General features: G+C 48.3%; 24 protein-coding genes, 1 other RNA gene and 1 other annotated feature. Of the genes, 3 read left to right on the forward strand and 22 right to left on the reverse strand.

Annotated elements, in window-relative coordinates:
• Positions 1 to 3 precede the first annotated feature (3 nt).
• Positions 4 to 2,187 carry an ATP-binding protein gene (locus ACTRXG_RS02305; protein WP_474281945.1) on the reverse strand — a complete coding sequence of 728 codons (2,184 nt, stop codon included), beginning with the start codon at positions 2,185 to 2,187 and terminating at the stop codon, positions 4 to 6.
• Positions 2,188 to 2,310: 123 nt separating this feature from the next.
• Positions 2,311 to 2,493, reverse strand: a non-coding RNA gene (gene ssrS / locus ACTRXG_RS02310) — 6S RNA.
• Positions 2,494 to 2,590: 97 nt separating this feature from the next.
• Here ssrS and ACTRXG_RS02315 point away from each other — a divergent pair.
• A complete protein-coding gene (locus tag ACTRXG_RS02315) occupies positions 2,591 to 2,887 on the forward strand; it encodes a hypothetical protein (RefSeq protein ID WP_474261732.1) in 297 nt (98 codons plus the stop codon).
• Between the two features lie 4 nt (positions 2,888 to 2,891).
• Here the strand turns inward: ACTRXG_RS02315 and aspS are convergent, their stop codons facing one another.
• The 16 genes from aspS to ACTRXG_RS02395 all read right to left on the reverse strand — a co-directional run bounded on the left by aspS (position 2,892) and on the right by ACTRXG_RS02395 (position 20,570).
• Positions 2,892 to 4,679, reverse strand: a complete 1,788-nt coding sequence (gene aspS / locus ACTRXG_RS02320; protein ID WP_474281947.1) for an aspartate--tRNA ligase — start codon at positions 4,677 to 4,679, stop codon at positions 2,892 to 2,894.
• Positions 4,676 to 5,959 carry a histidine--tRNA ligase gene (hisS, locus tag ACTRXG_RS02325; RefSeq protein ID WP_474261730.1) on the reverse strand — a complete coding sequence of 428 codons (1,284 nt, stop codon included), beginning with the start codon at positions 5,957 to 5,959 and terminating at the stop codon, positions 4,676 to 4,678. The genes aspS and hisS overlap by 4 nt, the downstream gene beginning before the upstream one ends.
• Positions 5,960 to 6,019: 60 nt before the next feature.
• Positions 6,020 to 6,245 (reverse strand) — a binding site (T-box leader).
• A gap of 43 nt (positions 6,246 to 6,288) precedes the next feature.
• Positions 6,289 to 6,747 carry a D-aminoacyl-tRNA deacylase gene (gene dtd, locus ACTRXG_RS02330; protein ID WP_474279271.1) on the reverse strand — a complete coding sequence of 153 codons (459 nt, stop codon included), beginning with the start codon at positions 6,745 to 6,747 and terminating at the stop codon, positions 6,289 to 6,291.
• A gap of 30 nt (positions 6,748 to 6,777) precedes the next feature.
• Positions 6,778 to 8,958, reverse strand: a complete 2,181-nt coding sequence (locus ACTRXG_RS02335; protein WP_322525709.1) for a RelA/SpoT family protein — start codon at positions 8,956 to 8,958, stop codon at positions 6,778 to 6,780.
• Positions 8,959 to 9,158: 200 nt separating this feature from the next.
• Complete coding sequence (locus ACTRXG_RS02340) at positions 9,159 to 9,680, reverse strand: adenine phosphoribosyltransferase (protein WP_474261727.1); 522 nt, start codon at positions 9,678 to 9,680, stop codon at positions 9,159 to 9,161.
• On the reverse strand, positions 9,670 to 12,033 hold the full coding sequence (gene recJ / locus ACTRXG_RS02345) for a single-stranded-DNA-specific exonuclease RecJ (RefSeq protein WP_474281950.1): 2,364 nt from the start codon (positions 12,031 to 12,033) through the stop codon (positions 9,670 to 9,672). Before recJ ends, ACTRXG_RS02340 begins: the two co-directional genes overlap by 11 nt.
• A 163-nt stretch (positions 12,034 to 12,196) precedes the next feature.
• Positions 12,197 to 12,517 (reverse strand): LapA family protein, encoded by a 321-nt coding sequence (locus ACTRXG_RS02350; RefSeq protein WP_474261725.1) that lies wholly within the window; start codon positions 12,515 to 12,517, stop codon positions 12,197 to 12,199.
• A 99-nt stretch (positions 12,518 to 12,616) separates the two neighbouring features.
• Positions 12,617 to 13,567, reverse strand: a complete 951-nt coding sequence (gene secF, locus ACTRXG_RS02355; RefSeq protein ID WP_474279273.1) for a protein translocase subunit SecF — start codon at positions 13,565 to 13,567, stop codon at positions 12,617 to 12,619.
• Positions 13,557 to 14,858, reverse strand: a complete 1,302-nt coding sequence (secD, locus tag ACTRXG_RS02360) for a protein translocase subunit SecD (RefSeq protein WP_474281952.1) — start codon at positions 14,856 to 14,858, stop codon at positions 13,557 to 13,559. The genes secF and secD overlap by 11 nt, the downstream gene beginning before the upstream one ends.
• Positions 14,859 to 15,018: 160 nt before the next feature.
• The gene (locus ACTRXG_RS02365; RefSeq protein ID WP_474261722.1) at positions 15,019 to 15,339 is read right to left on the reverse strand and encodes a post-transcriptional regulator; all 321 of its coding nucleotides are present in this window, start codon (positions 15,337 to 15,339) and stop codon (positions 15,019 to 15,021) included.
• A gap of 110 nt (positions 15,340 to 15,449) precedes the next feature.
• Positions 15,450 to 15,701, reverse strand: coding sequence for a preprotein translocase subunit YajC (gene yajC / locus ACTRXG_RS02370; protein WP_022793796.1), 252 nt, complete (start codon positions 15,699 to 15,701; stop codon positions 15,450 to 15,452).
• A gap of 33 nt (positions 15,702 to 15,734) precedes the next feature.
• On the reverse strand, positions 15,735 to 16,874 hold the full coding sequence (gene tgt / locus ACTRXG_RS02375; protein ID WP_022793795.1) for a tRNA guanosine(34) transglycosylase Tgt: 1,140 nt from the start codon (positions 16,872 to 16,874) through the stop codon (positions 15,735 to 15,737).
• A complete protein-coding gene (gene queA, locus ACTRXG_RS02380; RefSeq protein WP_474279279.1) occupies positions 16,871 to 17,914 on the reverse strand; it encodes a tRNA preQ1(34) S-adenosylmethionine ribosyltransferase-isomerase QueA in 1,044 nt (347 codons plus the stop codon). The genes tgt and queA overlap by 4 nt, the downstream gene beginning before the upstream one ends.
• Positions 17,915 to 18,029: 115 nt before the next feature.
• Positions 18,030 to 19,037, reverse strand: coding sequence for a Holliday junction branch migration DNA helicase RuvB (ruvB, locus tag ACTRXG_RS02385; RefSeq protein ID WP_298788075.1), 1,008 nt, complete (start codon positions 19,035 to 19,037; stop codon positions 18,030 to 18,032).
• A 24-nt stretch (positions 19,038 to 19,061) separates the two neighbouring features.
• On the reverse strand, positions 19,062 to 19,670 hold the full coding sequence (gene ruvA, locus ACTRXG_RS02390; RefSeq protein ID WP_474261719.1) for a Holliday junction branch migration protein RuvA: 609 nt from the start codon (positions 19,668 to 19,670) through the stop codon (positions 19,062 to 19,064).
• A 141-nt stretch (positions 19,671 to 19,811) separates the two neighbouring features.
• Positions 19,812 to 20,570, reverse strand: a complete 759-nt coding sequence (locus ACTRXG_RS02395; RefSeq protein ID WP_474261718.1) for a YebC/PmpR family DNA-binding transcriptional regulator — start codon at positions 20,568 to 20,570, stop codon at positions 19,812 to 19,814.
• A 122-nt stretch (positions 20,571 to 20,692) separates the two neighbouring features.
• Between ACTRXG_RS02395 and ACTRXG_RS02400 the strand changes: the two genes are divergently transcribed.
• Positions 20,693 to 21,250: a 3H domain-containing protein gene (locus ACTRXG_RS02400; protein ID WP_474283913.1), complete on the forward strand. Its 558-nt coding sequence runs from the start codon at positions 20,693 to 20,695 to the stop codon at positions 21,248 to 21,250.
• On the opposite strand, the gene pheA is transcribed toward ACTRXG_RS02400, so the two are convergent.
• The 4 genes from pheA to ACTRXG_RS02420 all read right to left on the reverse strand — a co-directional run bounded on the left by pheA (position 21,247) and on the right by ACTRXG_RS02420 (position 24,516).
• Positions 21,247 to 22,137, reverse strand: a complete 891-nt coding sequence (gene pheA, locus ACTRXG_RS02405; RefSeq protein ID WP_474261716.1) for a prephenate dehydratase — start codon at positions 22,135 to 22,137, stop codon at positions 21,247 to 21,249. The genes ACTRXG_RS02400 and pheA overlap by 4 nt on opposite strands.
• Before the next feature lie 28 nt (positions 22,138 to 22,165).
• Complete coding sequence (locus ACTRXG_RS02410; RefSeq protein ID WP_474261872.1) at positions 22,166 to 22,561, reverse strand: ACT domain-containing protein; 396 nt, start codon at positions 22,559 to 22,561, stop codon at positions 22,166 to 22,168.
• A 100-nt stretch (positions 22,562 to 22,661) separates the two neighbouring features.
• Entirely contained in the window at positions 22,662 to 23,951 is a 1,290-nt protein-coding gene (gene obgE / locus ACTRXG_RS02415; RefSeq protein ID WP_474283915.1) for a GTPase ObgE, read from the reverse strand.
• 22 nt (positions 23,952 to 23,973) lie between these two features.
• The gene (locus ACTRXG_RS02420) at positions 23,974 to 24,516 is read right to left on the reverse strand and encodes a Spo0B C-terminal domain-containing protein (RefSeq protein WP_474261714.1); all 543 of its coding nucleotides are present in this window, start codon (positions 24,514 to 24,516) and stop codon (positions 23,974 to 23,976) included.
• A gap of 185 nt (positions 24,517 to 24,701) precedes the next feature.
• Here ACTRXG_RS02420 and ACTRXG_RS02425 point away from each other — a divergent pair, with 185 nt between their 5' ends.
• Positions 24,702 to 25,655 carry an agmatinase family protein gene (locus ACTRXG_RS02425; RefSeq protein WP_474279285.1) on the forward strand — a complete coding sequence of 318 codons (954 nt, stop codon included), beginning with the start codon at positions 24,702 to 24,704 and terminating at the stop codon, positions 25,653 to 25,655.
• Positions 25,656 to 25,672: the final 17 nt, after the last annotated feature.

Raw genomic sequence — 25,672 nt, forward strand, 5'->3', positions numbered from 1 at the left:
TCTTTAATTTACATTTTGGCTCTCACTGCTCGTCGTTTCCCCGGCCAGCTGCGCCGGGAGCCGCACGTTAAATTCGGTTCCGCTTCCAGGAGCGGAATCGACCTCCAGCGTTCCTTTAAAATCCTCCACAATTTGAAACACGGTCATCAGCCCGAGACCGGTTCCGTTTGATTTGGTCGTATAAAAAGGATTTCCGATTTTCTGCAGCTGCTCTTCACTCATACCGCTTCCAGTATCCTTTATTTTCACTTCATAATATGGCTCTCCGGTCCAGTGCATGGATGTTTCCACCCGCAGCACGCCTCCGTCCGGCATCGCTTCCAGACCGTTTTTGATCAGATTCACAAACACCTGGGATAATTTCTTGCGGTCCCCGATGATTTCCGGAAGATCATCAAAATTCGTATAAATGAACGTTTTGTTTTTTACAGCCTGCTGGCTGTAAAGCTCGAGCAGTTCTTCAAGCAGGCTGTTCACCTGAATACTGTGTTCATCGCCGGAGCTGGTAGGTCTGGCAAGACCAAGCAGATCTTCCACAATGCTGTTCATCCGGTCAATTTCGTTCAATACTAAATCGTAATGCTGAATATCCTTTTCTTTTTTCGCCGCCTGGCGGAACAGCTGAACGAATCCTTTGATAGTGGTGAGTGGGTTCCTGATTTCATGTGCAAAACCTGCAGACAGCTGCCCTACCATTTTCAGCTTTTCGCTTCGGACAAGCTCATTTTCCATGTCCTTCTTTTCTGTAATATCGTTAAATATAAGTACAATGCCCTCAGAGGACTCCCGGGAATCCACGGGAGGGAGAACTGTCATATTCACTAAGAAAGTACGGTTTTTTCCATTGATAGGGGCTTCGATTTCTTTCATTTCCAGCTGCATGTCATTCAGGCGGTGTGCTTCTATTTCCTGTGCGAACATGCGGAAGTCTTCAGATTTTTGCATTACCTGCTGCACGGAGTGTCCGAGTGCCTCTTTCCGGTCGAGTCCAAACAGCTTTTCACACATAGCATTAAACGTAGTGATATTCGTAAAATCTCTGGAAACAGCTATTACCCCGTTATCTGTCGTTTCCAGAATCATCGTGGACTGGCGGTGCCCCCGCTCTCTTTCTTCAAGCTGTTCTGACATATGATTAAATGTATTAGTCAGCACGTCCACTTCTTCGTAGGCATTGGTCTGCAGCGGAAACACCTTTTTACCTATTGCAAAACGGCTTGTCGCTTCTGCAAGGCGCTCGACAGGATGCACAATGTATTTGGAGAGCTTAAAAACGGCAAATACCGTAATAATCAAAACAATGCTGAAAACAAACAAGTAGCTGTAGACAAGCTGCCGGAGATTCGCGTAGAACCCGCTTTTTGGTACCGTATAGCCGACGTACCATTCATTTGCCAGACTTCCTACGTTTTCCACCGGGGTAACTACGGAAACATCATTTCCGTGCTCAATCAGCTGATCCTCCTGCCCCGCGATCAGCTCTTCGATAGAATTTTCTTCCATTCCCTGCTCTTCAAGAAAGCTTTCCTCAAGCACGTAGCCCGAGTTCGGGTAAGCAATGTATTCCCCTTCATTATTAACGACAAAGGCCTGACCGGAAAAACGTTCATGCTCGCCCATTTTATTCAGGCGCTGCCAGAGCACTTCCCACAGCGCATTTTCATTAATTGAGGGGGAGATGACAGCCATCACATTTCCTGCATCATTTTTCACCGGTCCTGCGAGAGGAATAATTGGCTGCTTTAAAATTGGATCTATAAACGCTTCTTCAAGTGTTGGATTTCCCTCGCGTGCCTTCTGGTACCATACGCGGTCGGAGACGTTTTTGCCTATCACTTCATCCCGGGTGGACGTAACAATATCTCCATTCGTATCTATGTAAACAATGCCCATATATAAATTTTCCGCTTCCACCATTTGTTCAAGCTCGTTTCGTATATCGGAAGGCTCTGCATTCTCATCCTGCAAAACGGGATTCATCGTCATCATATCCAGATCATTCATTCGTTCCGACAGAACACTTTCCATCGTTAACGACAGATTATTGGACAACGAAAATAAAGAACCCTCAAGCTGGGATTCCATTTCTGAACGCTGGGATTCGAACAAAACCACCCCAAAGATTAACAGCGGAAGCGCTGTTATAATTAAGGTGATTACCAGAAGCTTAGAGCGGAGTTTTCTCAATGTATGTTCACCTGCGTTTCTCTTACTGCCGTAACAATTCACCAGTTTCGCCGGATTTATGTAAAAAACCTCCGGTGCACTGTTCACGCGCCGGAGGATGCATAACAATTTAAATAAAACAGGAAGAGTCCCAATGTGCCGTCAAACGAACTTGTTTTTGAACCTGCTCATGGCAGGTGGGTGCCTTGCTTGTTCGTTCATACTTCCCCAAACATTGAGGCTTGTACTCCAGAACAAGACGACAGGCTCCCAATGTGAATGTGTTGGCTCAAAACGATCAGTGCTTCACGAACACCTCAGGACTCTTCACATTGTTTGATTATATATTAGCACTTTCGTATAATTCGGTCAAGAACGTTACTACAACATTCCAAGGTGGCCAGAGCCTTAAAAGGAGCAGATGATGACAGAAACACTAGCCAGGCTTAATGCAACGTATACAGAACACGTAATTGAGGATTTTCAGAAAAAACGGGTCCCTGTGGAAATCCCTCTTTGCTTGAAAGAAGATCATATCGCCTACGGCCACGATCAGGAGATTTCTTACCCTCTCAAGGAAGTGCTCGACGTATCATACCGCTATGAACCTGGAAAAATAGGTTTTCTTTACATTCACACGATTCAAGGCATCCGCACTTTTCAGATCAATTCAGACCCCGGTGTTTTTGTTGAAAAGTTTCATCAGCTTGACCATTTATAGCTTTTTATTCGTCTTCCTCGTCTTTTTCAAACACATCGAGCTTAAGATGAAGTTCATCAAGCTGTCTGCTGCTGACTTTCCCAGGCGCCTGAGTTAATGGATCGGTTGCGCTCGCCGTTTTCGGGAAGGCGATCGTATCTCTCAGATTATTTCTGCCTGCGAGGATCATGACAATCCGGTCAAGGCCAAACGCTATGCCACCGTGTGGCGGTGCACCGTAATCAAAGGCTTCCATAAGAAAATCGAACTGTTCTTTCGCCTCTTCTTTATTAAATCCAAGAGCCGTAAACATTCTCTCCTGCAGATCTTTTTCATAAATACGCTGCGATCCCCCGCCAATTTCATAACCATTCAACACGAGGTCGTAAGCCTCGGCTCTGATATCTTCCGGCTTTGTTTCAAGCAGGTGGGCATCGTCCTCCACCGGCCGTGTAAATGGATGGTGCATCGCTACATAGCGGTCTTCGTCTTTGTTATATTCCATCAACGGAAATTCTGTGACCCATAGGAAATTAAAGGTGCTGCGGTCAATCATGTCGAGCTCTTTTCCGAATTTCAGGCGCAGGGCACCAAGAGAATCCCAGACCACCTGGTGGCTGTCTGCTCCAAAGAACAGTAGATCTTCTGCTTCTGCTCCCATCGCTTCCCGGAGCGATGCTGTTTCCTCATCGCTTAAGAACTTCGCAACCGGGCCTTTCAGTTCCTCTTCCTCTACCTTCAGCCAGGCAAGCCCTTTCGCCCCGTAGGCAGCCACAAATTCTGCCAGATCGTCAATTTCCTTGCGCGACATCTGGTTAGCCACGCCTTTGACGTTCAGTCCTTTAATGATGCCTCCCGAAGCCGCAGCATTTTTGAATACTTTAAAATCACTGTTCTTCAAAACATCGGTCAGCTCTATAAGCTCCATGCCAAATCTTGTTTCCGGCTTGTCGGATCCGTAGCGGTTCATCGCTTCATAATACGTCATACGGGGGAATGGTGTTTCAATGTCGACACCGCGCGTTTCCTTTAACAGCCCGGCCATCATTGTTTCCATCATGGAGAACAGGTCCTCTGTGTCCAGAAAGGCCGTCTCAATGTCCACCTGGGTAAATTCTGGCTGCCGGTCAGCCCGCAGGTCCTCATCCCGGAAACAACGTACAATCTGGTAATAACGCTCAAATCCCGAGACCATTAAAAGCTGTTTAAACAGCTGCGGGGACTGTGGCAGAGCATAAAATTCCCCGGGGTGGACCCGGCTTGGCACCAGATAGTCTCTTGCGCCTTCAGGGGTGCTTTTGGTGAGCATCGGTGTTTCCATATCGAAAAAATCACGGTCATCGAGAAAACGGCGGATAAACCTGGTTGTCTGATGACGGAGTTTGAACGTCTCCTGCATGTCCGGACGCCGAAGATCAAGGTAGCGATAGCGGAGCCGGACATCTTCAGAAACGTTAGTATCTGCTTCAATCTGAAACGGAAGTGGTTTTGAGGCATTCATAATTGAAAGCTTATCAACCCGGACTTCCACCTTTCCGGTCGGGATTTTTTCATTGTACGTTTCTTCATCGCGCTGTACGACAATTCCTTCTACGTCGAGCACATATTCACTGCGGACCCTTTCCGCTGCGTTCAGTGCCTCCTGGGACTGTTCCGGAGTCGCTACTATCTGCACGATCCCCGAACGGTCCCTGAGATCAATAAATACCACCTGGCCCAGGTCCCGGCGGGTCTGGGCCCAGCCCTTCAATCTTACCTTTTCGCCTATCAGCGCTTCCTGAATGTCTCCGCAATGATGCGTCCGTCCTATCATTGTGCTTTCCTCCCTGTACGTTCCTGCATAGTAGTAATAAATGCCGACAGCGCCACTTCTTCCTGCGTGCCTGTTTCCATATTTTTAATGTTAACTGCTTCTGCTTCCAGCTCATCGTCGCCAATGACCACGGTAAAGGTACTGTTTGTACGGTCCGCGGCTTTAAACTGGGCTTTTGTTTTACGGTCCATGTAATCCTTATCGGCTTTGACGCCTGCTCTCCGGAGCTCATGCACCAGGGAAACGGAGCGTTTTTTGGCTTCTTCTCCCATTGCTACAATGTAGCAGTCCAGGTTTTTTTCTGCCGGCAATTCAACGTTCTGGGTATTGAGTGCCATCAGCAGCCGCTCAATGCTAAGCGCAAAGCCGATGCCAGGCGTGTCCGGTCCGCCAATATCCTCAATCAGCCCATTGTAGCGGCCACCGCCCATAAGCGTTGTAATCGCGCCAAAGCCTTCTCCTTCAATCATAATTTCGAAGGCCGTGTGGGTGTAATAATCAAGACCGCGTACAAGGTTCGCATCCACCTCGTAAGGAATGCCCATTTCATCAAGCATTGTTTTCACCTGGTTGAAATAGCTGCTTGACTCTTCATTTAAGTGATCAAGAATAGAAGGCGCATCTGCCATCAGCGGGTGGTCTTTATCCTTTTTGCAGTCCAGAATCCGGAGCGGATTGGTATGCAGGCGCTCCTGGCAGTCACTGCAGAATTCTCCGATACGGGGCTCAAAATGAGAAACAAGCGCCTCACGGTGAGCCGTGCGGCTCTCCTTGTCCCCAAGGCTGTTGACAACCAGCTTAAGGCCCTTGAGATTCATTTCTTCATAAAACTGCATGGCAAGTCCGATAACTTCTGCATCAATCGCAGGATCCGCACTTCCGATCGCTTCCACGCCGAATTGCACAAACTGCCTCATGCGTCCGGACTGTGGACGCTCATAGCGAAACATCGGCCCGGTGTAATACAGTTTCACCGGTTGTCCGGCCCATCCGTACATTTTGTTTTCTACGTAGGAACGCACGATAGAAGCCGTATTTTCCGGGCGGAGTGTGAGCTGTCTTCCGCCTTTGTCTTCGAACGTGTACATTTCTTTTTGTACAATATCCGTGGAGTCCCCCACTCCCCGTGCAAACAGCTCGGTTTGTTCAAAAACAGGGGTTCTTATTTCACTGTAGTTGAACCGGCTGCAGATATCGTCTATTTTTTGTTCAATAAACTGCCATTTTTCCGACTCGCCCGGCAGTATATCCTGGGTCCCTCTTGGAATTCGATAAGCCATGCTCTTTCCTCCCTTAATATGTTCACTCTTTCCACATAAAAAAACCGTCCCTCATGAATCATGAGGGACGGTTGATCCGCGTTGCCACCCTAATTGAAACGACACTCGTTTCCACTTTATGCCTGTAACGAAGGCGTACGTTTATTCCTACCGGCTGCTTGGCAGCGTTCGAAATAAAACCTACAAAGTGTCTTTCAACAGGGGAGAAAGAGAAGGACTTCCAGCCTCAGGTCCTTCCTCTCTGGCAGTCTGCCGCGCTGTTTACTTTCTTTATCATCGGCTTTAGCTGTTCTTCTGTAAAACAATCTTACGAATCTTCCCGGGGATTGTCAACCATTTCCCTGGCTTTTCGGGGAATCCAGGATGAGTGTCACCGGGCCGTCATTCGTAAGAGATATATCCATATCCGCGCCGAACACTCCTGTTTCCACATGAACACTTTGTTCTGCGAGAAGGTCGTTAAACTGGAGGTAGTACGCTTTGGCCTGCTCCGGCGGGGCCGCCTCCATAAAGTTCGGCCGGCGTCCTTTCTGCGTATTACCATAGAGCGTAAACTGAGGAATAGATAACACGCGGCCTCCCGCGTCGAGCACAGACCGGTTCATTTTCCCCGCTTCGTCTTCAAATACGCGGAGATTACTCACCTTCTCGGCCATCCACGCCAGGTCCTTTTCCGTATCTTCTCCGTGAATGCCTACAAAAAGCACCAGTCCTGAAGATATTTCTCCTGTTATTTCATCCCCGACGCGGCACGCCGCCTCTTTGCTTCTCTGCAGTACCACTTTCACGCTGAACGACCCTTTCTTTCCTGCAAATCGTTAATGCATCACCCGCCGTACGGAATAAATGTCAGGAAGTCCCTTAATTTTATCCACGACCCGGCGCAGATGATCGGTATTGCTGATATTTACTGTTACGTGAATAATAGCCATTTTGTTTTTATCTGCTTTGCCGCTGACAGCACTCATGTTGGTTTTCGTTTCAGTCACCGCCTGCAGTACAGCGTTTAAAAGCCCGCGCCGGTCATAGCCAGTCACTTCAATATCTACATTATAGTTTTTCGATTTCTCAGCTGCGCCTTCCCATTCCACAGACAACAGACGTGGTTCTGAATCTTCGTTTTTAATATTTGGACAGTCGCTACGGTGCACGGAAACACCCCGGCCTTTTGTAATAAAGCCTACAATTTCATCGCCGGGAACCGGGTTACAGCACCGCGATAGGCGCACGAGCAGATTATCGACGCCTTTCACTCTAACTCCGGCACCAGTCTTTCTCGTCGGCGTTGCAGGCTGTACGTCTTTAACGGCTTCAGCTACAGACTTTTGTTCAGCGGCCTGCTCCTGCTCCTGGCGGGCCCGGTCAGTCAGCCTTGTAACGATCTGCTTCGGACTGACCCCGTTATATCCTACTGCCGCAAACATATCTTCATCGTTGGAAAAGCTGAATTTGTCAGCTGTTTCCTGCCGGTTCTCTTCGTTTAATATCTCTTTTGGCTCGTAGTTTTGCGCCCGCAGCTCGCGCTCCACCATTTCACGGCCTTTTTGAATATTTTCTTCACGCCGTTCTTTTTTGAAAAACTGCTTAATTTTGTTTTTGGCATGAGAGCTCTTCGTCAGCTTCAGCCAATCCTGGCTGGGGCCGTAGGAATGCTTGGACGTAAGCATTTCCACAATATCGCCGGTAGTCAGCTCATGATCGAGCGGCACCATTTTGCCATTCACCTTTGCCCCAATCGACCGGTTGCCGATCTCCGTATGAATCCGGTAGGCGAAATCAATCGGGACTGAGCCTCTCGGAAGCTCAATGACATCGCCCTTTGGCGTGAACACAAATACCATGTCGGAAAACAAGTCGATCTTGAGTGATTCCATAAACTCCTGGGCGTCCGGCGTATCATCCTGCCATTCCAGAATTTCACGGAACCAGGTGAGCTTGTCTTCAAGGGACTGTTTGTTCTGCGCGTCTTTGCCTTCCTTATACGCCCAATGGGCTGCTACACCAAATTCGGCGATACGGTGCATTTCCCTGGAGCGTATCTGTACTTCAAGGGGCTCACCGTTCGGCCCGATGACGGTCGTATGAAGGGACTGGTACATATTAGCCTTCGGCATGGCGATATAGTCCTTGAACCGGCCCGGCATCGGCTTCCAACAGGTGTGAATGATTCCAAGCACGGCGTAACAGTCTTTAATGCTGTCAACAATAATACGTACAGCCAGCAGGTCATAAATTTCATTAAACTGCTTTTTATCCTTCACCATTTTTCGGTAAATGCTGTAAATATGCTTAGGCCGCCCGTACATTTCGGCATTGATTTTTAAATCATTCACGTTTTCCTGAATGTTATCAATCACCTGGTCAATGTATTCTTCCCGTTCGGCACGCTTTTGTTTCATCAAATTCACAATGCGATAATACTGCTGGGGCTCGAGGTAACGGAGCGCAGTGTCCTCAAGCTCCCATTTGATTGTGGAAATACCTAATCGATGAGCAAGCGGGGCAAAAATTTCCAATGTTTCATTAGAAATGCGGCGCTGTTTTTCCGGTGGAAGATGCTTCAGGGTCCGCATGTTGTGCAGGCGGTCCGCAAGCTTAATCAGGATCACCCGGATATCCTTGGCCATTGCGACCACCATCTTGCGGTGGTTTTCCGCCTGCTGCTGTTCCTTCGATTTGTATTTAATTTTTTTCAGCTTCGTGACGCCGTCCACAAGCATGGCAACTTCGCTGTTGAATTCCCGTTCGAGATCTTCAACGGTCACTTCTGTGTCTTCAACCACATCATGCATAAAAGCAGCTGCGATCGTATCAGGATCCAACTGCAGTTCTATTAGAATACCGGCTACCTGAATAGGGTGCAGGATATAAGGCTCGCCTGACTTCCGGTATTGTTCCTGATGGGCTTTTTCTGCATAATGATAAGCTTTATCCAAAAAAGCGACATTCGCTTCGGATAAATAAACGCCCGCTTTTTCCATTACTTCATCAATCGTCATGGAATCACCCTTATTCGCCTTTCCACCTTATAATAGATACACGGTACACCTACCGGATATAAATATCTGAATATGAAGAAATATAACGCTAATTGACTCTAATTTCAAGCCTCAAGCCTTTTTTCCGCCGCAGACTCTTCCAGGTATAATAATAACCCCCGAACCACTGGTTGGCAGGGGGCTTAAGACAAATATCCTTATTAATCAAACGTGACTAGAGAATAGATATTGTAGTCATTCAATTCTTTGTTGTTTCTTGCATCCAGATAGGAAAGCTCAATAAAGAATGCGAGGCCGGCCACAACTCCCCCCAGCTTTTCCACCAGCTGCACAGTAGCTCTTACGGTGCCTCCAGTAGCAAGCAGGTCATCGGTGATAAGCACACGCTGGCCGGGCTTAATGGCGTCTGTATGAATCGAGAGGCTCGCTTCCCCGTATTCCAGGCCGTAATCTTCCGTAATGGTTTCCCGTGGCAGCTTGCCTTCTTTGCGGATCGGTACAAATGCTTTTTCCATTGCATAAGCAACCGGGCACCCGACTACAAACCCTCTTGCCTCCGGTCCAACAATTACATCAACATCATGCTTTCCGGCAAATTCGATCATGTTGTCGATCGCCTGCCGGTACACCGGGCCGTTCTGCATAAGAGTTGTAATATCTTTAAACCGGATTCCCTGTTCAGGAAAATCTTCGATCACTGTTATGTAATCTTTAAAGTCCATGGTTTACCTTCTTCCTAATATCTAATATAGTTTCTTCCTTTTCCGGCAGCCAGGAAAGGAGCCGTTTTTTTAATTGCGGAAACGGAGTAAACATCAATTCCTGCTCGACATTTCTAGCCTCCATTTTTTCCTGGTAGGAGGAGGAGTCAGTTAAATCTTTTTTCGCAGGCTTTTCCTCTGCCGAGACAACCGCATCTTTCATTTTAACAAAACCTAATTCAAAAAACACTTGGCTCATAAAAAACAAATCTTCCGTCTTCCACTGTTTATGTTCGGCCAGTTTCCTGCCCTGACTGTTCAGATCAAACGAACCGCGCTTTTTCAGGAAAGCATAATACCATTTAAACTGCTCTCTTGAAGGCATCGAATGAAAATACGCTTTTTCTCTTCCCTGAAAGTAGACATAAATGTTCGCCGCCTGCGGGAACACCGCAAGTGCCTGCTTCAGTGTTTCAAGAGAGGCCGGCATATCCGCTATCACTACATTCGCAGCGTGATGAGTTCTTCCTTCCATATCGGTACCGTTAAGAACGGCAGCATGTCCCGCAGATGCCGCCAGCTCTTTCCGCTGTTCTTCTGTGAAAGCCAGAACTGCCGTATCTGTATTGTCCGCAAACGTCACCCGCTTTTCTTTTCTGCGGTCAAATATTTGTATCTGCTCCACCTTCGCATCCTTTAAAAATAGCTGAGGCTTGCGGAAGCCGTTCCATTCATTAATACTCAGCTCCCCCACCACGGAGACCTCTTCATTTTCTGTCAGGCTTTCCGATAAATACCCGAGATGAAATCCGACACAATCAAGTTTTTTCCCGCCAGCAGCTAGTGCCATCTTCAAGTGATTTTTCGATGCGCCTATCGTTTTCACTGATTCGAGAACCGTTTTTTCAATCCGGAAAACCGGCTTTGGATTACCAACGCCAAACGGCGCAAGGTTCCGCAGGTCTTCGACCGCGTCAATGGTAATGTCACTTACCGAAACATGCACGTCAATGTGCGTCGCCGGAACAAGCAGTTCGCTGCTCAGCGTTTCTTTTGCCTGGCTGACCATGCGGGTTCTCAGGGTGTCGATATCGGCAGGGTCCAAAGACATGCCCGCCGCCATTGGGTGCCCTCCGAACTTTTGGAGCACGTCGCGGTTTTTCGAAAGCTCCTGGAACATATCAAAGCCTTCAATGCTTCTTGCCGAGCCTTTGGCCTCCCCACTTGCAGCATCAATACTCATAACGATTACCGGGCGGTAATACCTCTCCACCAGACGACTTGCCACAATGCCAATTACACCGGCGTTCCATCCTTCTCCTGCCACAATAATGAATGGATTGTCTTCCACGGGAAAGTTCGTTTCCACCTCTTCCACCGCTTCTTTGGCCATACTTTCAACAAGCGATTTGCGTTCATTATTCAGGTCATCGATCATTTCCGCCCACGATTCTGCTTCGTCAAGCGTAGCTGCAGTCAGAAGATGCACAGCGGGATCTGCTTCTTCCATACGGCCCGCTGCATTCAAGCGCGGACCCATTGCAAAGCCGACATGGTCTTCTTCAAGCTGCTCCCCTTCAATGCTGCATATTCGTTTTAACGCCTGAATGCCGGGGAGTTTGCTGTTCGTTAACAGGTCGAGTCCCCGCTGCACGAACAGCCGGTTTTCCTCCACAAGCGGCACAAGGTCACTGATCGTGCCAAGCGTGACAATATCGAGCCAGTGAACAGGCTCCTCGGGAAGAAGAGCATGCGCTAGCTTATAGGCGACCCCGACCCCCGCAAGCTCTTTAAACGGATACGCACAGCCCGGTTTCTTCGGGTTAATAATCGCGTACGCAGGCGGCAGCTCCGGAGGTGGTTCGTGGTGGTCGGTAATAATAACATCCATGCCTAAATCATTGGCGGCTTGGATTTCATTAACCGCCGCGATGCCCGTATCCACGGTAATAATAAGTGAGGCTCCTTCGTCATGAGCCGATTGAAAAGCCGGAACGTTCGGTCCATATCCTTCCGTAAACCGGTTAGGAATATACCAGCCAAACGAAGCTCCAAGCTCGCTTAAGAGCCGGATCATAATAGTGGTACTCGACACTCCGTCCGCATCGTAATCTCCGAAAACGAGAATACGTTCTTTATTTTCAACCGCCTGCTGAATACGGCGGACAGCTTCTTCCATTCCATCAAGCAAATACGGGTTATGTACAATAGACCAGTCATTATGAATCATCTGCCGGACTTTCTCAGCTGATTCAAATCCTCTTGCAGCAAGAAGCCGCGCAGATATTACACTTACATTCAGCTCTTTTTTAAGCTGTTCTGCAAGACGTTCGTCCACATCGGGCTGATGCCATCTTGTTCGTGACTGCAGCATATATCTCTTCCTCTTTTCTTGCTTTAGCGTTTCAAACGATCCTAATCTGCATTCACTATTGTATCGAAAATATTCATGGGATAAAAGCTATTTTATCTGCACCACCTTCCATAAAAAAAGCTTCTTTTCCCGGGAAAGGGAAAAGAAGCGAAATTTACTGCATTTATGATGAACGGCTCGATTTGTCTTTATCATTATCTTCATGCGTGGTGCCGGCTGTTCTTGATCCGACAGCAGCGCTGTGATCATTCGTAGCTTTTCGGAGCCGGCGCACTTCTGCTTTCAGCTTATAGATACGGAACATGCTGAGAAACCCTGCCACCATCGCTCCAAGCAATACAGAAACCAAAATGACAATAATCAGCGGCCATTCTCCTGTGCCAAACAATAAATTCACTTCTACACTATTTACATTAATCACGGCAAAAACAGCGATAATAAGTGCTAAAATAAGTCCCATGATTAAACCTGTTTGTGCTTTCATTTTTTCACTCCCTTCACAATCTGTGTTCTCCTTTATTATACCCGTATAATTGCAAAAATAACCATAAAAAGCCTCCCTTCAAAAAGGGAAGCTTTCTGTTCAGGACTCCGGCTCTTCCTCTGCCGGCGCCTTTTCACGGGCCCGTTTAATTTTTTTCCAGTTCCAGATCACCCACACCTGGGCAGCCAGGAAAATGGAGGAATACGTTCCAGCTACCAGGCCGACAAGCAGGGCCAGAGAAAAGGACCGTATGCCTTCGCCTCCGAACATAAACAGTGCCGCTGCCGCAAATACTACTGTCAGCACAGTATTGATGGAGCGGGTGAGCGTCTGGTTCAGGCTGACATCCACTACTTCTGCAAGATCTTCAAACGATTCAATTTCCTCTGCCGGGGGCATGTTTTCCCGGATCCGGTCAAACGTCACAATCGTATCGTTAATGGAATAACCTACAATCGTGAGAACCGCTGCAATAAACGGCACATTCACTTCCACCTGCAGCAGGCTGAAAAAGCCAATAATAAAGAAGGCATCGTGAAGAAGGGCAATAATCGAAGCAACTCCGTATAAAAACTGAAAGCGGATCGTGATATAAATTATCAGTCCGAGCGAAGCAATCAGCACAGATATAAATGCATTCTGCGCCAGCTCCTGGCCGACCTGAGGAGAAACGGTGCCCGTATTTGGAACGCTTCCGTATTCTTCTTCAAAATACGTCTGCACCGCAGCTATTTCCTCCTGGGAAAGCTCTCCGATAAACCGTGCGGAAGCAATTGTATTATTATCTCCGCCAAGTGTAATATCGTCCGGCTCCAAATTCCCTTCCACCTCTTCAAAATCAGCGCGAACCTGTTCTTCAGTTAATGGCTCATCTGCAGAGACCTCTACTCTTGATCCGCTTTGAAAGTCGATGCCCAGGTTCAAGCCGATCGTTGACAAAAGGATGGCTCCGGCAAGAACATAGGCGAGAGTAATCAGAAAAAAAACATTCCGGAACTTGACGAAAGGAATCACCCGTTTTAAGATCTTCCTGCTGTTATTAAGGTTCATGGATGTCACGCTCCTTTACGCCAAACACCTTTGGTTTTTTATTAAAGATCCGGCTGTTCACCCATAGACCGAGAAGCAGCCTTGTACCAAGCACTGCCGTAATGAAGCTTACCAGTATGCTCACGATCAGCATCAAGGCAAAGCCCTGAACCGAGCTTGTTCCGAAGTAGAAAAGCACCCCGGCAGCAATCAGAGTTGTGACGTTCGCGTCGATAATTGTACCAAGAGACCTTCTTGCTCCTGAACGGTACGCCGATAAAATGGATCTGCCGTATTTGATCTCTTCTTTAATCCGTTCATACGTAATAATATTCGCATCAACAGCCATGCCGACCCCAAGGACAAGTGCCGCTATGCCAGGGAGTGTGAGCACTCCCTGGATAAAGTTAAACATCGCAAGTACAAAATAAATGTATGTACTGAGCGTTAAAACAGCGATAAACCCAGTAAAACGATAGAACACGAGCATGAATAAGAAAATCAGCCCAACGCCAATAAACGTGGCAAAAATGGTTTTATCCATGGCCTGTTCACCCAGCGAAGCACCAACCGAGTTCGAATATACTTCCTCGAGATCTACAGGAAGCGACCCCGAATTCAAAATATCCGCAAGATTTTCCGCTTCTTCGACACTAAAGTCGCCTTCAATCTGGATGTCCTGTGTATACAGTGGCTCGCTCACTGCCGGAGCAGAGATGAATTTTGGATCATCCTTCATGGCTTCCTCTTCGTAGGAATCCCCTTCTTCGTAATCCAGCCAGATGACCAGCCGGTTGTTTGGAGGCTGGTATTCATTAATAATATTTTCCGTTACTTGTCCAAACTGGTCCCCGTCTCTTAAGGAAACTGTGACGATTGGGTTGTTTGAATCGTCAAAGTTTACTGAAGCACTTTCTTCCTGGATGTCACTTCCGGAGAGCCGTTCATTATCGTCCACGTCCCTGATGCTCAGGTTCGCTTCTGTAGAAAGCAGCTCCCGTGCGGACTGCTGATCTTCAACACCAGCGAGCTGCACCCGTATACGGTTGTCACCTTCAATGGTAATATTCGGCTCGGAGACACCTAAAATGTCCACCCGCTGCGTCAGCGCAGCTACCGTGTTCTGCAAAGTTTCATCTGTAATTTCCTGTCCTTCTTCCTGAGGCTCCACTTCATAGAGCACTTCAAATCCGCCCTGAAGATCAAGCCCGAGGTCGATACCGTTCAAAATTTTCTCCGACGTTGGGATCATTAATGCCGCCAGCGCAAAAATAATTAAAAAGAAATAAACAATCCTTGATTTCTTTACCATTACAGGTTCATCCTTCCGTGCTTCGATCCGCCGTTATATGATACTTCCGCTCCCATAAATAAACCAGAGCGGAGCGTGCCGCCTGGTCCATCTCTTTTGTATCCGTGCCGTTCAGTGTTTCTCAAACAAAAGCAATTATACGTATGCGCAGAATTAAATGTCAATCGACCTTTTCTGCTATATTACCGCTGACCTGGGCCAGTATTTCCTCCAGTGCTTCATCATAGTTTTTCTTTTGTTCAATCTTTTTATACGATTCGATCGTTTTCTGCTGCATGTAATCGTGCATTTTCATATGCAGTATTGTTTGCACAATTGTATGTAATGCCGGCTCTGCCTGACGCTTTTTCATTTGGTTTATGCTCATTTCCCAGATTTCGTCTATATGTATGTTTTTGTATCCCAGAGTTTCAAACTCCTTCACTTTGCTCTCAAGTACCGGATAAACAACAAGCTTCCATTCTTCCCAGGCTTTTTCCATTAGAGCACCTCCTGCTTTTCATTATACTTAACCATGAAGATGTGGCAAACATACTTTTTTCACAGGATGAAAAAATCCCCGTTTATTCATAAACGGGAATTCTGTACAAACTATTCATTTACTGTTTCGCGGACCGCGTTACGGTCAAACGTCAATTTCATGTTGCCGTCTACGTCCACGATAAGTTTGTTTTCATCAATAGCATCGATGGTGCCGTGTATACCGCCGATAGTAACGATACGGTCACCCTTCTGCAGATTCGCATGCATTTCCTTAATCCGCTTCTGCTGCTTTTGCTGCGGACGAATCAAAAGGAAATAGAATATGAGAAACATCAAAACCAATACGATAATTGTACTCACTGTTTCACCCCTTGTCCCTTTAGCTTCCCCGATCTAGAAATTTTTAGCATCCGGACGGTTAAAGCCGTATTGTTCAAAAAAAGTTTCCCGAAAATCGAGCAGACGATCTTGCTGGATAGCCTCGCGTACTTGCTGCATTAAAGACAGTAGGAAATACAGGTTATGGTACGAAGTAAGCCGGACGCCGAACGTTTCTTCACTTTTGATCAGATGCCGGATGTAAGCCCTCGAGTAATTGCGGCAGGTATAGCACCCGCACGCTTCATCGATCGGGCGGAAGTCTCTGGCATTTGAAGCGTTTCTTACGACCAGTCTGCCTTTGCTTGTCATACACGTTCCGTTTCGGCCGATTCTTGTTGGAAGAACGCAATCAAACATGTCTATCCCACGGATAGATCCGTCAATTAACGCATCTGCCGACCCGACTCCCATCAAATAACGTGGTTTGTTTTGAGGGAGAAGCGGGGCCGTATATTCCAGCACTCGGTTCATCGTTTCCTTAGGCTCTCCAACAGATAATCCGCCTATAGCGTAACCCGGAAAGTCCATTGAAATCAACTCTTTTGCAGATTTTTCACGCAAATGCCGGTAATCCCCGCCCTGCACGATTCCAAATAACGCCTGATCCTCTGGACGGGCATGTGCCTCAAGACACCGTTCAGCCCATCTGGTCGTCCGCTCAACAGATGCTTTCATGTATTCTTCCTCGGCCGGATAAGGCGGGCACTCGTCAAATGCCATCATCACGTCGGCACCAAGAGAATTTTGGATCTGCATCGCTTTTTCCGGGGAGAGAAATAATTTGGCTCCGGAAATATGGTTCCGGAAATGAACGCCTTCTTCTTTAATATCCCGCAGCTTGCTTAGACTGAAGACCTGAAACCCTCCGGAATCGGTGAGAATTGGCTTATTCCAGTTCATGAATTTATGCAGGCCGCCGGCTTCTTCCACAATATCTTCGCCGGGCCGTATCCATAAATGATACGTGTTGCTTAAAATCATCCCTGCACCCATCGACTCCAGTTCCTCCGGGCTTAATGTTTTTACGGTGGCAAGCGTCCCCACCGGCATAAAGGCAGGAGTGTCAAACGACCCGTGCGGTGTGTGCACTTTGCCGAGCCGCGCTCCTGACTGCCGGCACGTCTTAATATGTTCGTATGTTACTGCGGTCATTCGTTATTTCCTCCCGAGTGTATAAGCATTGCATCCCCAAAACTGAAAAAGCGGTACCTTTCGCGTATGGCTTCCCCGTAGGCCCGGAAAAGAAATTCCTTCCCGGCAAGAGCGCTCACAAGCATCACCAGTGTAGATTTTGGCAGATGGAAATTCGTCAAAAGCGCGTCAATTCCCCGGAACGTGTAGCCTGGATAAATGAAAATATCCGTCCAGCCTCTCGCTTCCATAAATTTATTCTCCTGTTTGCCTGCCACGGTTTCGAGCGTACGCGCTGACGTCGTCCCCACTGCAACTATACGTTTGCCCGCTGATTTCGTTTCATTTAAAATTTCGGCTGTTTCCTGCGGCAGATGATAAAATTCCGCATGCATATCATGCTCCTCCACCGTTTCGGCGGATACCGGGCGAAACGTCCCTAGTCCGACATGCAGTGTTACATGCGCCGTACGAATACCTCTTGCTTTCAGCCGTTCAAGCAGCTCCGACGTAAAGTGAAGACCTGCCGTAGGGGCTGCAGCGGATCCGTAATGCTCGGCATACACAGTCTGGTACCGATCCTGGTCTTCAAGCCTTTCTTTGATATACGGAGGCAGCGGCATTTCACCAAGCTCCTGAAGAATCTCAAGAAAAATACCGTCATAGGTAAACACCATCTCCCGGCCCCCGTGCTCAAGCACCTTCGTGCATTCTGCAGTCAAACGTCCGTCCCCGAAGGTGACTACGGTTCCAGGCTTCACTCGTTTCGCCGGCTTCACAAGCGTCTCCCACGTGTCACCCTCCTGCTGCAGCAGCAGCACTTCAATCCCGGCACCGGTCTCTTTCTTTTCCCCGATTAGTCTTGCGGGCCATACTTTTGTGTTATTGAGCACTAAACAGTCCCCGGCCTCAAGGTGATCTTCAATTTGATGAAAGCGTTCATGCGCAATTGTCTCTTCCTTCGTATTCATCACAAGCAGCCGCGACTGATCCCGTTCTTTCAGCGGCTGCTGTGCAATCAGCTCTTCCGGCAGTTCAAAATCAAATTCATTTATATTCATGACTAACCCTTCCTATTCGTTCAATCACGTAAAACCAAAAGCTATTATATAGGAGTTTACTGTTTTATGCACGAAAGAAATCCAGCACCGCAGAGTGCTGGCTCCTTAAAAAATCTCATGTATTTTCTTCCTGATACGGATAACCGAAATGCTCGTACGCAAGCGGAGCTGCTTTTCTTCCTCGCGGGGTCCGCTGTAAAAATCCGATCTGCATTAAATACGGCTCATACACGTCTTCAAGCGTATGGGCCTCCTCCCCGATCTTCGCCGCTATTGCCTCTACGCCAGCCGGACCGCCCCGGAAAGTTTCAATCAAGCCGAGCAGGTATTTGTGGTCAATGTGGTCAAGACCGAGCTTATCCACCTGCAGCCGCTCGAGTGCATGATTCGCCAGCTCCATCGTGATGCTTCCGTCTCCCTGCACCTGCGCAAAATCACGTACCCGGCGCAGCAGCCGGTTCACCACCCGGGGCGTTCCACGGGATCTTCTGGCGAGCTCGTAGGCTGCTCCTTTATCAATATTGAGCTGGAACAAATCCCCCGAACGCCGGACGATTTCAGCCAGGTCCTCCTCCACGTAGTACTCCAGGCGCGCGTGCACCCCGAAACGGTCTCTGAGCGGAGCGGAGAGCAGGCCCGCCCTCGTAGTGGCTCCAATCAGCGTGAACGGGGGAAGATCAAGGCGGACAGAACGAGCAGAGCTGTCCTTGCCAATTACGATATCGATACAAAAATCCTCCATCGCCGGGTAGAGGACTTCCTCCACCGCCCGTGGGAGCCGGTGTATCTCATCGATAAAAAGTACATCACCGGGCTCAAGAGCTGTCATGACCGCGGCCAGATCTCCGGGCCTTTCAATAGCAGGGCCGCTCGTCGTCCGGATGTTCACATCCATCTCACGGGCGATAATCATGGCGAGCGTCGTTTTCCCAAGCCCAGGGGGCCCGTAAAGCAGCGTATGATCAAGCGGCTCTTCCCGAAGCTTCGCCGCTTCAATAAACACTTCGAGGTTTTCCTTTACTTTCCGCTGGCCGATATATTCCCGGAGGCGATCCGGGCGAATACTTTGTTCCACCAAATCTTCTCCTGATTCTGCTTCCTGAGAAACAATTCTATCCTCCAAGAATTTTTCCTCCTCCATTTTCTGCTATGTGAGCATCCACTGCAGGGCTTTTCTTACATACTCATCCGCGCTCAGCTGTTCTTTTTCCAGATGAGGGCGTACTTTTTTGATTTCTTTTTCCCCGTAACCGAGAGCCGTCAGTGCTTCAAGTGCTTCCTCAAGGTCTCCCCCCGGCTGCTGCTCGTCAAGCAGAGACACCGGCGCTCCTGCTACTGTTACCGCATCGTAAACACCGGTCAATTTTCCTTTCAAATCGATAATCATCTGCTTTGCCGTTTTTTTACCGACTCCCGGAAATTTCGTTAAAAACGTTTCGTCTTCGTTTTCAATAGCTCCTACCACCTGCCCCGGATCTCCGGAGGCAAGAATCGCCTGGGCACCTTTTGGCCCTATCCCCGACACCTGCAGCAGCTGTTCAAACAGCTCGCGCTCTTTTCTTGAGCGGAAGCCGTACAGACGGTTCACGTCCTCTTTTACATACTGATATGTATATACTACTGTTTCTTCATCCGGCTGCTGGCCATTAAATACAAAAGGATTGGAGCAATAGATTAAATAGCCGATGCCGTTGTTTTCAATCGTGACGGTATCTCCCTTTATATGATCCACGCGTCCCTTTACGAATTCGATCACTGTGGTCCTCTCCTTGCCTTATTGAAATGCGAACATGCTTTCCTATATCATAGCAAAGATCGTCCCCGTTGAAAAATGACTATTCGCCCAGTCTTCCAAACGCCCGGGCATTAAAAACCTTCCACCGGCGGGGTGAAAGGTTTACGAGGAAACTTCCAGACGTTCCATCTGCTCTTCTTCTGCTTCAAAGTTATGGTACACGCTCTGCACATCATCGTTATCTTCAAGCGTATCGATCAATTTGAGCATTTTCCGGGCATGCTCATCCTCTAAATGGGCTTTCGTTTCCGGAATCATGGTAACCTCCGCTGTAGAAAAATGATACGTATGCTCCATAGCCCCTTTTACAGCTTCAAAATCATCGGGCTCCGTGTAAATGTAAAAGCCGTGGTCATCGTATTCCACATCATTCGCTCCGGCTTCCACCGCTTCAAGCATGAACGTGTCTTCATCGGCTTCAACATTTTCACGGTCCACGGCCAGAAAGCCTTCTTTATTGAAAAGAAAAGAAACGCAGCCATTCTCCCCGAGGTTTCCTCCATTTTTGTTAAAGGCGGCACGGATATCCGCCACAGTCCGGTTTTTATTGTCCGTTAACGTTTTTACCATTACAGCAGCTCCGCCAGGGCCGTAGCCTTCGTACGTCATTTCTTCATACTGCAGTTCCGCGCCCTGTCCTTTTGCTTTTTTGATGGTCCGCGTAATATTTTCATTTGGAATATTCGCTGCCCGTGCTTTTGTAATCGCCATACGCAAACGAAGATTCTGGTCGGGATCATCTCCTGCCTCCCGCACAGCGGCGAAAATCTCCTTCGACAATTTTGTGAATATTTTTGCCCGCTTGGAATCCTGAGCTTCCTTGCGGCGTTTAATATTATTCCATTTCGAATGTCCTGCCATTACGTTTCCCCTTCCTGTCTTCACCGCCCGATATAGAATAAAACGGCGGCAGTTTTTAATTTACAATAAAAACACTTTACCGCTATGATATAGAGTAGCAACCAACAAAGTGAGGTATTGTTATGCCTAATCATCCTTCTAAAAAAATGCTTGGAGCCGACCGGCGCAATCAGCTGCTCGAATGGCTTGAAATCTCCACCCGGCCGCTGACCGGGAGCTCTCTTGCTTCAAGGGCGAGCGTCAGCCGCCAGGTCATCGTCCAGGACATGTCTTTACTGAAAGCCCAGGGGCACCCTATTCTCGCTACGTCCCAGGGCTACATCATTATCAAAAATAAGGATACGGGACAGACAGTACGAAAGCGCGTAGCCGTCTCCCACCCTTCCGATCCGGACAGTACCCTCGAGGAGCTGTACCTGATCGTAGATCACGGGGGGAAAATTATTGATGTTTCCGTCGAGCATCCCGTCTATGGCGACATCACCGCCTCCTTAATGATTGAAAGCCGGATTGATGCGGACCGCTTTATTGAGAATATGAAAAACACAAATGCCTCCATGCTCTCAGAGCTTACTGCCGGCGTTCATCTTCATACCATTGAAATTCCTTCGCATACCCAGTTTGATGTTCTGCTTGAAGCTTTGAAAAATCATGCCTACCTGATTAACGAAGACAATTAGCCTGAGGTCCGGCTGTCTACTTTCGCCTCGGCTGTAGAAAGTTCAAAGCACGGATAATGCCCGAGAACCCGGACGCCGAACCCGAGCGCTTCAAGCTCCGCAATAACGCCTGGAATCAAAATATCGTCTTCCGGCTGCTCCACGTCCATGACAAAAAAGTAGTTTCCAATCCCGGTCTTCATTGGACGGGATTCAATTTTTGTTAAATTTAATTTCCGCCATGAAAAGGCTGCGAGCACTTGATGCAGAGCGCCCGGGTAATCGGACGGCAGCGTTATGACCATCGTCGTCCTTTCGGTTATTTTTTTTTCTTCCGAAAGGCTTTCCGCTCGCTCTTCACTGCCTGCAAGAACCACAAATCGGGTATGGTTATTCGTATAGTCATGAATGTTTTCCTTTACGATCTCGAGACCATACTGCTCCGCAGCAAGCCTCGTCGCAATAACCACGCCTTCAGCAGTACCTTCACTCAGTTTTTTTGCAGCGGCGCTCGTGGAATTCGTGAATTGTGCTTTTGTCTCCGGCATCCACCTGCTTAAAAATTCATGGCACTGGGCGATGGCATGCGGGTGCGAATGTACAAATTCCGCCTGCTGCCATTGTTCCTTTTCCTCGGGAAGAGCCAGCAGGTGCTGCTCAATCGGCACGGTCACTTCCCCAATAATCGGCAGTTCATGCTTATGAATCAAATAGTCCAGGGTCACGTTCACCGAGCCTTCAATCGCATTTTCAAGCGGTACGACAGCAATATCTATCTCCTGCTGCTCCGTCAGCTTCATCCCTTCTGCAATCGTATCAAAGGGCTCGAGCACCTGCTCATGAAACAGCACCCGGGCTGCCATTTCTGTGAAAGTCCCCCTCGGGCCAAGATATCCTACTCGCTTCACTCTCTCCACTCCTTTACCTTCCTACTCTTTACAGCGATCCGGAGCCAACTATTTCAGCTTTTTCCACAAATTCCATTCCCTGAATTTTGCGCACAAAGTCACGGATTTCCAGACTTAGCACCGATGTATCAACAGTTAACGTGATATTTGCCCGTCCCTGCAGCGGGATCGTCTGATTAATAGTCAGCACATTTGAATTCGCTTCCGCTACAATACGCAGCAGCTCCGAAAGGGAGCCTGAACGATCGGCAAGCTGGATCGATAATGTAATAATCTGCTCCTGTATCATCGTATGGAACGGGAATATAGCATCCCGGTATTTATAAAAAGCGCTGCGGCTCAGATCCACATGCTGTACCGCCTCTGCCACTTTGTGCACTTTCCCGCTTTCGAGCAGTGCTTTTGCTTCTAACGTTTTCTGCATTGCATCTGTCAACAGATCTTCCCGTACAAGATAGAAATGATCAATTCTGTCTGCCACTGCTTTCACCACACTCTTTTATACTCTGATTTATACTGACTGATTACCCATCAACAAATTCGAACTCAAAGTCCAGCAGCCTTACTGTATCGCCGTGCTTAGCTCCGCGCTCGCGCAGTGCTTCATCCACACCCATGTTGCGTAATTTTTTTGAAAAGCGCTGCATCGAATCCTCGTGGGAGAGATCCGCCATTCTATAGTGTTTTTCGATATCCGGCCCATACAGTACATAAGCACCGTCGTCGGCACGGCCGATGTAAAACGGAGCTTCTTTTTCATCGAGCGTGTACACCACTTTTTCTTCCTGGTCCTCTTCATCATATAAATGAAAGGCAGGGGTCGTTTCCACAAGGTCCGCTACTCGTTGCAAAAGCGGCTGAATGCCCTGCTTTCTAAGTGTCGATACAGGAAACACTTCAATACCTTCCGGGAGCTTCTTTTTAAACTCCTCAAGCTGTTCCTTTGTGCCCGGCATATCCATCTTGTTAGCCATTACTATCATTGGACGTTCGAGCAGACGAAGGTTGTGCTCCCGCAGCTCCGCATTGATCTGCTGGAAATCCTCAAACGGGTCCCGGCCTTCAAGCTCGCCGGCCATATCCACGATATGCACAAGCACCCGTGTCCGTTCAATATGCCGTAAGAATTGGGCTCCGAGCCCAACGCCTTCATGGGCTCCGGCAATAAGTCCCGGGAGATCCGCCATGACAAAGCTTTTTCCTTCTCCTGCATCCACAACGCCGAGGTTCGGCTTTAGTGTAGTAAATGGATAATCGGCAATTTTCGGCCGTGCCGCTGATACAATAGAAAGCAGCGTGGATTTACCAACGCTCGGGAAACCGACGAGACCAACATCTGCCAGCACCTTCAGTTCAAGCTGAATGTCTTTTTCCTCCGCAGGCTCGCCTTTTTCGCTGATTTCCGGGGCCGGGTTGGAAGGAGAAGCAAATCGTGTGTTACCACGGCCGCCACGGCCTCCTTTTGCCACTACCACGCGTTGTTTATGCTCTGTTAAGTCCGCAATCATAACCTCGGAGCTGCGGTCACGGATAATAGTACCCGGCGGTACACGGACAATTAAATCTTCGCCGCCTCTGCCGTGCTGGTTTTTGGATCTTCCATTGTCTCCGCGCTTTGCCTTAAAATGGCGCTGATACCGGAAATCCATCAATGTTCTAAGCCCTTCATCCACTTCAAAAACTACATCTGCGCCTCTGCCTCCGTCGCCTCCGGCCGGTCCACCGTCCGGGACATACTTTTCCCGACGAAAGGCGACCATGCCATCTCCGCCATCGCCGCCTTTTACATATAAATTTACGTGATCTACAAACAACTCTTTCACCTCATTAGTATTCTTACTGACCGCCTGCTTGATCGACAATGACGCAATATAGGTGTTCTGTGCTTACTTCTATATACTCAATCATATCTATCATTACGGACTCTTTTCGTATCCACTGTTCAAGCCTCTCGGGACTCTTTAATTCACCTTCAAAATCGAGCTCCAGACACGGAAGTCCGCCATCGTTCTCGTTGATGGAAATCTCGAGATGGTTATCTCTCGTTCGATTGGCCTGTTCATCAATGCGCGCTGCCAGTTCTTGAAAAAAACCAGTCCATTTTTGATCGTCCGGTTTGGCACTGAACGTATCCTCCACCTCAAAATCAATGGAAAACCAGTGTTCCTTCCAGTGGAACGTTATCAGTTCGACAGCGAACGCCGGAGCCTGGACATTTGACAGCTTGGCTTCATGGGAAGCTTTAAAGGTCGTTTTTTCGATCACTTTCTGAAGCTCTTCCACTTTACCAAGCGCAGCGTGTGTTTTTAGAAGCTGCAGGACATTCATCCAGTCATGACGGGAATGCTTCAATACGTCCAATTTCTCTTCAGCGTTCATAGGAATTACCGCCTTTCCACTTCACTGCGCCGCTGCCGTACAGTTTGTTCCACTGCTTCGAACGCAAAACTACTCACATATGGTACACTTTATTGTATCACATGTCACGTGGTAAACGTATCCGGGCATGTACACTTCTTCACTCCCTATACATTGAAAATTATACACAGAGAGGGTGCTGACATATGAATCGACCACTCATTTACGGAAATACACCGACCTTCCTTCACGCTTCTTCAGTGGCAAAGGATTTATCGAAAGCAGCAAACTATCAGGCAACTATTTACGGTGTGCCATGGGAAGGAGCGGTAACCTGGGGAGCGTACACAGGCTGTGAGCTTGGACCGAAGGTGATCCGCCAGTGCTCCGAGCGCTACAGCGGCTACCTGCCCGAGCTCGGCGACATCGATGTACTCAGTCACTACAGCCTCGCAGACGCCGGTGATATTTCCACCACCCCGGCCGACGTTCCGGCCACAATGGAAACAATCGAGTCCTTCGCTTCTTCTTTATGGGCTTCCGGCACTTTCCCTGTCGGTCTCGGAGGCGATCACGGCATCACCTACCCGATTGTTCGGGCGCTTGGTGAAACTACCGGAAAAAAAGTAGGAATCATTCATATTGATGCCCACTTTGATAATAACGACGAATCGATGGGCGATGAGTTCGGACGCGGTTCCCCGTTTGCACGCCTGTATGAATATGAACAGGTGAGAAATGAAAGCCTCGTGCACCTCGGCATTCATGGTCCGCGCAATAAAGCTGTCAATGGCAGATCCGCCAAAGAAGCGGGCGCCGTTACGATTACCATCGATAAAATCCGCAATGCCCCGGATTTAAAGGCATTTGCCAGAGAAGTCTACGATACCGCTTCTGAGGGGACCGACGAAGTATATTTAAGTATCTGCAGCGATATTTTAGATTACGCCTACAATCCGGGCGGCCCGGCGGATGCCAACGGTCTCCACCCCGAGCAGCTGCTGACTCTCATTCATGAATTCGGTATACATGGAGTCTGCGGTATGGATTTTGTTGAAGTCTATCCACAGCAGGACCATAATGATTTTTCCTCCCACTTTGTCACACTGGCTGTACTCTATGTACTTGCCGGCAGATTAAAGCAGGAAGGAAAAGCATAGCCATACAAAAGACGTCC

It is taken from the genome of Marinococcus sp. LNSP9103-4, assembly GCF_056034345.1.

What these genes read in the sequence shown, in the direction of transcription:
- secD (WP_474281952.1), bottom strand. Translation starts at nt 14,858, where the DNA reads ATGGTAAAGAAATCAAGGATTGTTTATTTCTTTTTAATTATTTTTGCG.
- ACTRXG_RS02365 (WP_474261722.1), bottom strand. Translation starts at nt 15,339, where the DNA reads ATGGAAAAAGCCTGGGAAGAATGGAAGCTTGTTGTTTATCCGGTACTT.
- hisS (WP_474261730.1), bottom strand. Translation starts at nt 5,959, where the DNA reads ATGGCTTATCGAATTCCAAGAGGGACCCAGGATATACTGCCGGGCGAG.
- tgt (WP_022793795.1), bottom strand. Translation starts at nt 16,874, where the DNA reads ATGACCGCAGTAACATACGAACATATTAAGACGTGCCGGCAGTCAGGA.
- ACTRXG_RS02410 (WP_474261872.1), bottom strand. Translation starts at nt 22,561, where the DNA reads ATGCAGAAAACGTTAGAAGCAAAAGCACTGCTCGAAAGCGGGAAAGTG.
- secF (WP_474279273.1), bottom strand. Translation starts at nt 13,567, where the DNA reads ATGAACCTTAATAACAGCAGGAAGATCTTAAAACGGGTGATTCCTTTC.
- recJ (WP_474281950.1), bottom strand. Translation starts at nt 12,033, where the DNA reads ATGCTGCAGTCACGAACAAGATGGCATCAGCCCGATGTGGACGAACGT.
- queA (WP_474279279.1), bottom strand. Translation starts at nt 17,914, where the DNA reads ATGAATATAAATGAATTTGATTTTGAACTGCCGGAAGAGCTGATTGCA.
- ACTRXG_RS02350 (WP_474261725.1), bottom strand. Translation starts at nt 12,517, where the DNA reads ATGAAAGCACAAACAGGTTTAATCATGGGACTTATTTTAGCACTTATT.
- ACTRXG_RS02400 (WP_474283913.1), top strand. Translation starts at nt 20,693, where the DNA reads ATGCCTAATCATCCTTCTAAAAAAATGCTTGGAGCCGACCGGCGCAAT.
- aspS (WP_474281947.1), bottom strand. Translation starts at nt 4,679, where the DNA reads ATGATAGGACGGACGCATCATTGCGGAGACATTCAGGAAGCGCTGATA.
- ACTRXG_RS02395 (WP_474261718.1), bottom strand. Translation starts at nt 20,570, where the DNA reads ATGGCAGGACATTCGAAATGGAATAATATTAAACGCCGCAAGGAAGCT.
- ACTRXG_RS02315 (WP_474261732.1), top strand. Translation starts at nt 2,591, where the DNA reads ATGACAGAAACACTAGCCAGGCTTAATGCAACGTATACAGAACACGTA.
- ACTRXG_RS02335 (WP_322525709.1), bottom strand. Translation starts at nt 8,958, where the DNA reads ATGACGATTGATGAAGTAATGGAAAAAGCGGGCGTTTATTTATCCGAA.
- ACTRXG_RS02340 (WP_474261727.1), bottom strand. Translation starts at nt 9,680, where the DNA reads ATGGACTTTAAAGATTACATAACAGTGATCGAAGATTTTCCTGAACAG.
- ACTRXG_RS02425 (WP_474279285.1), top strand. Translation starts at nt 24,702, where the DNA reads ATGAATCGACCACTCATTTACGGAAATACACCGACCTTCCTTCACGCT.
- ACTRXG_RS02420 (WP_474261714.1), bottom strand. Translation starts at nt 24,516, where the DNA reads ATGAACGCTGAAGAGAAATTGGACGTATTGAAGCATTCCCGTCATGAC.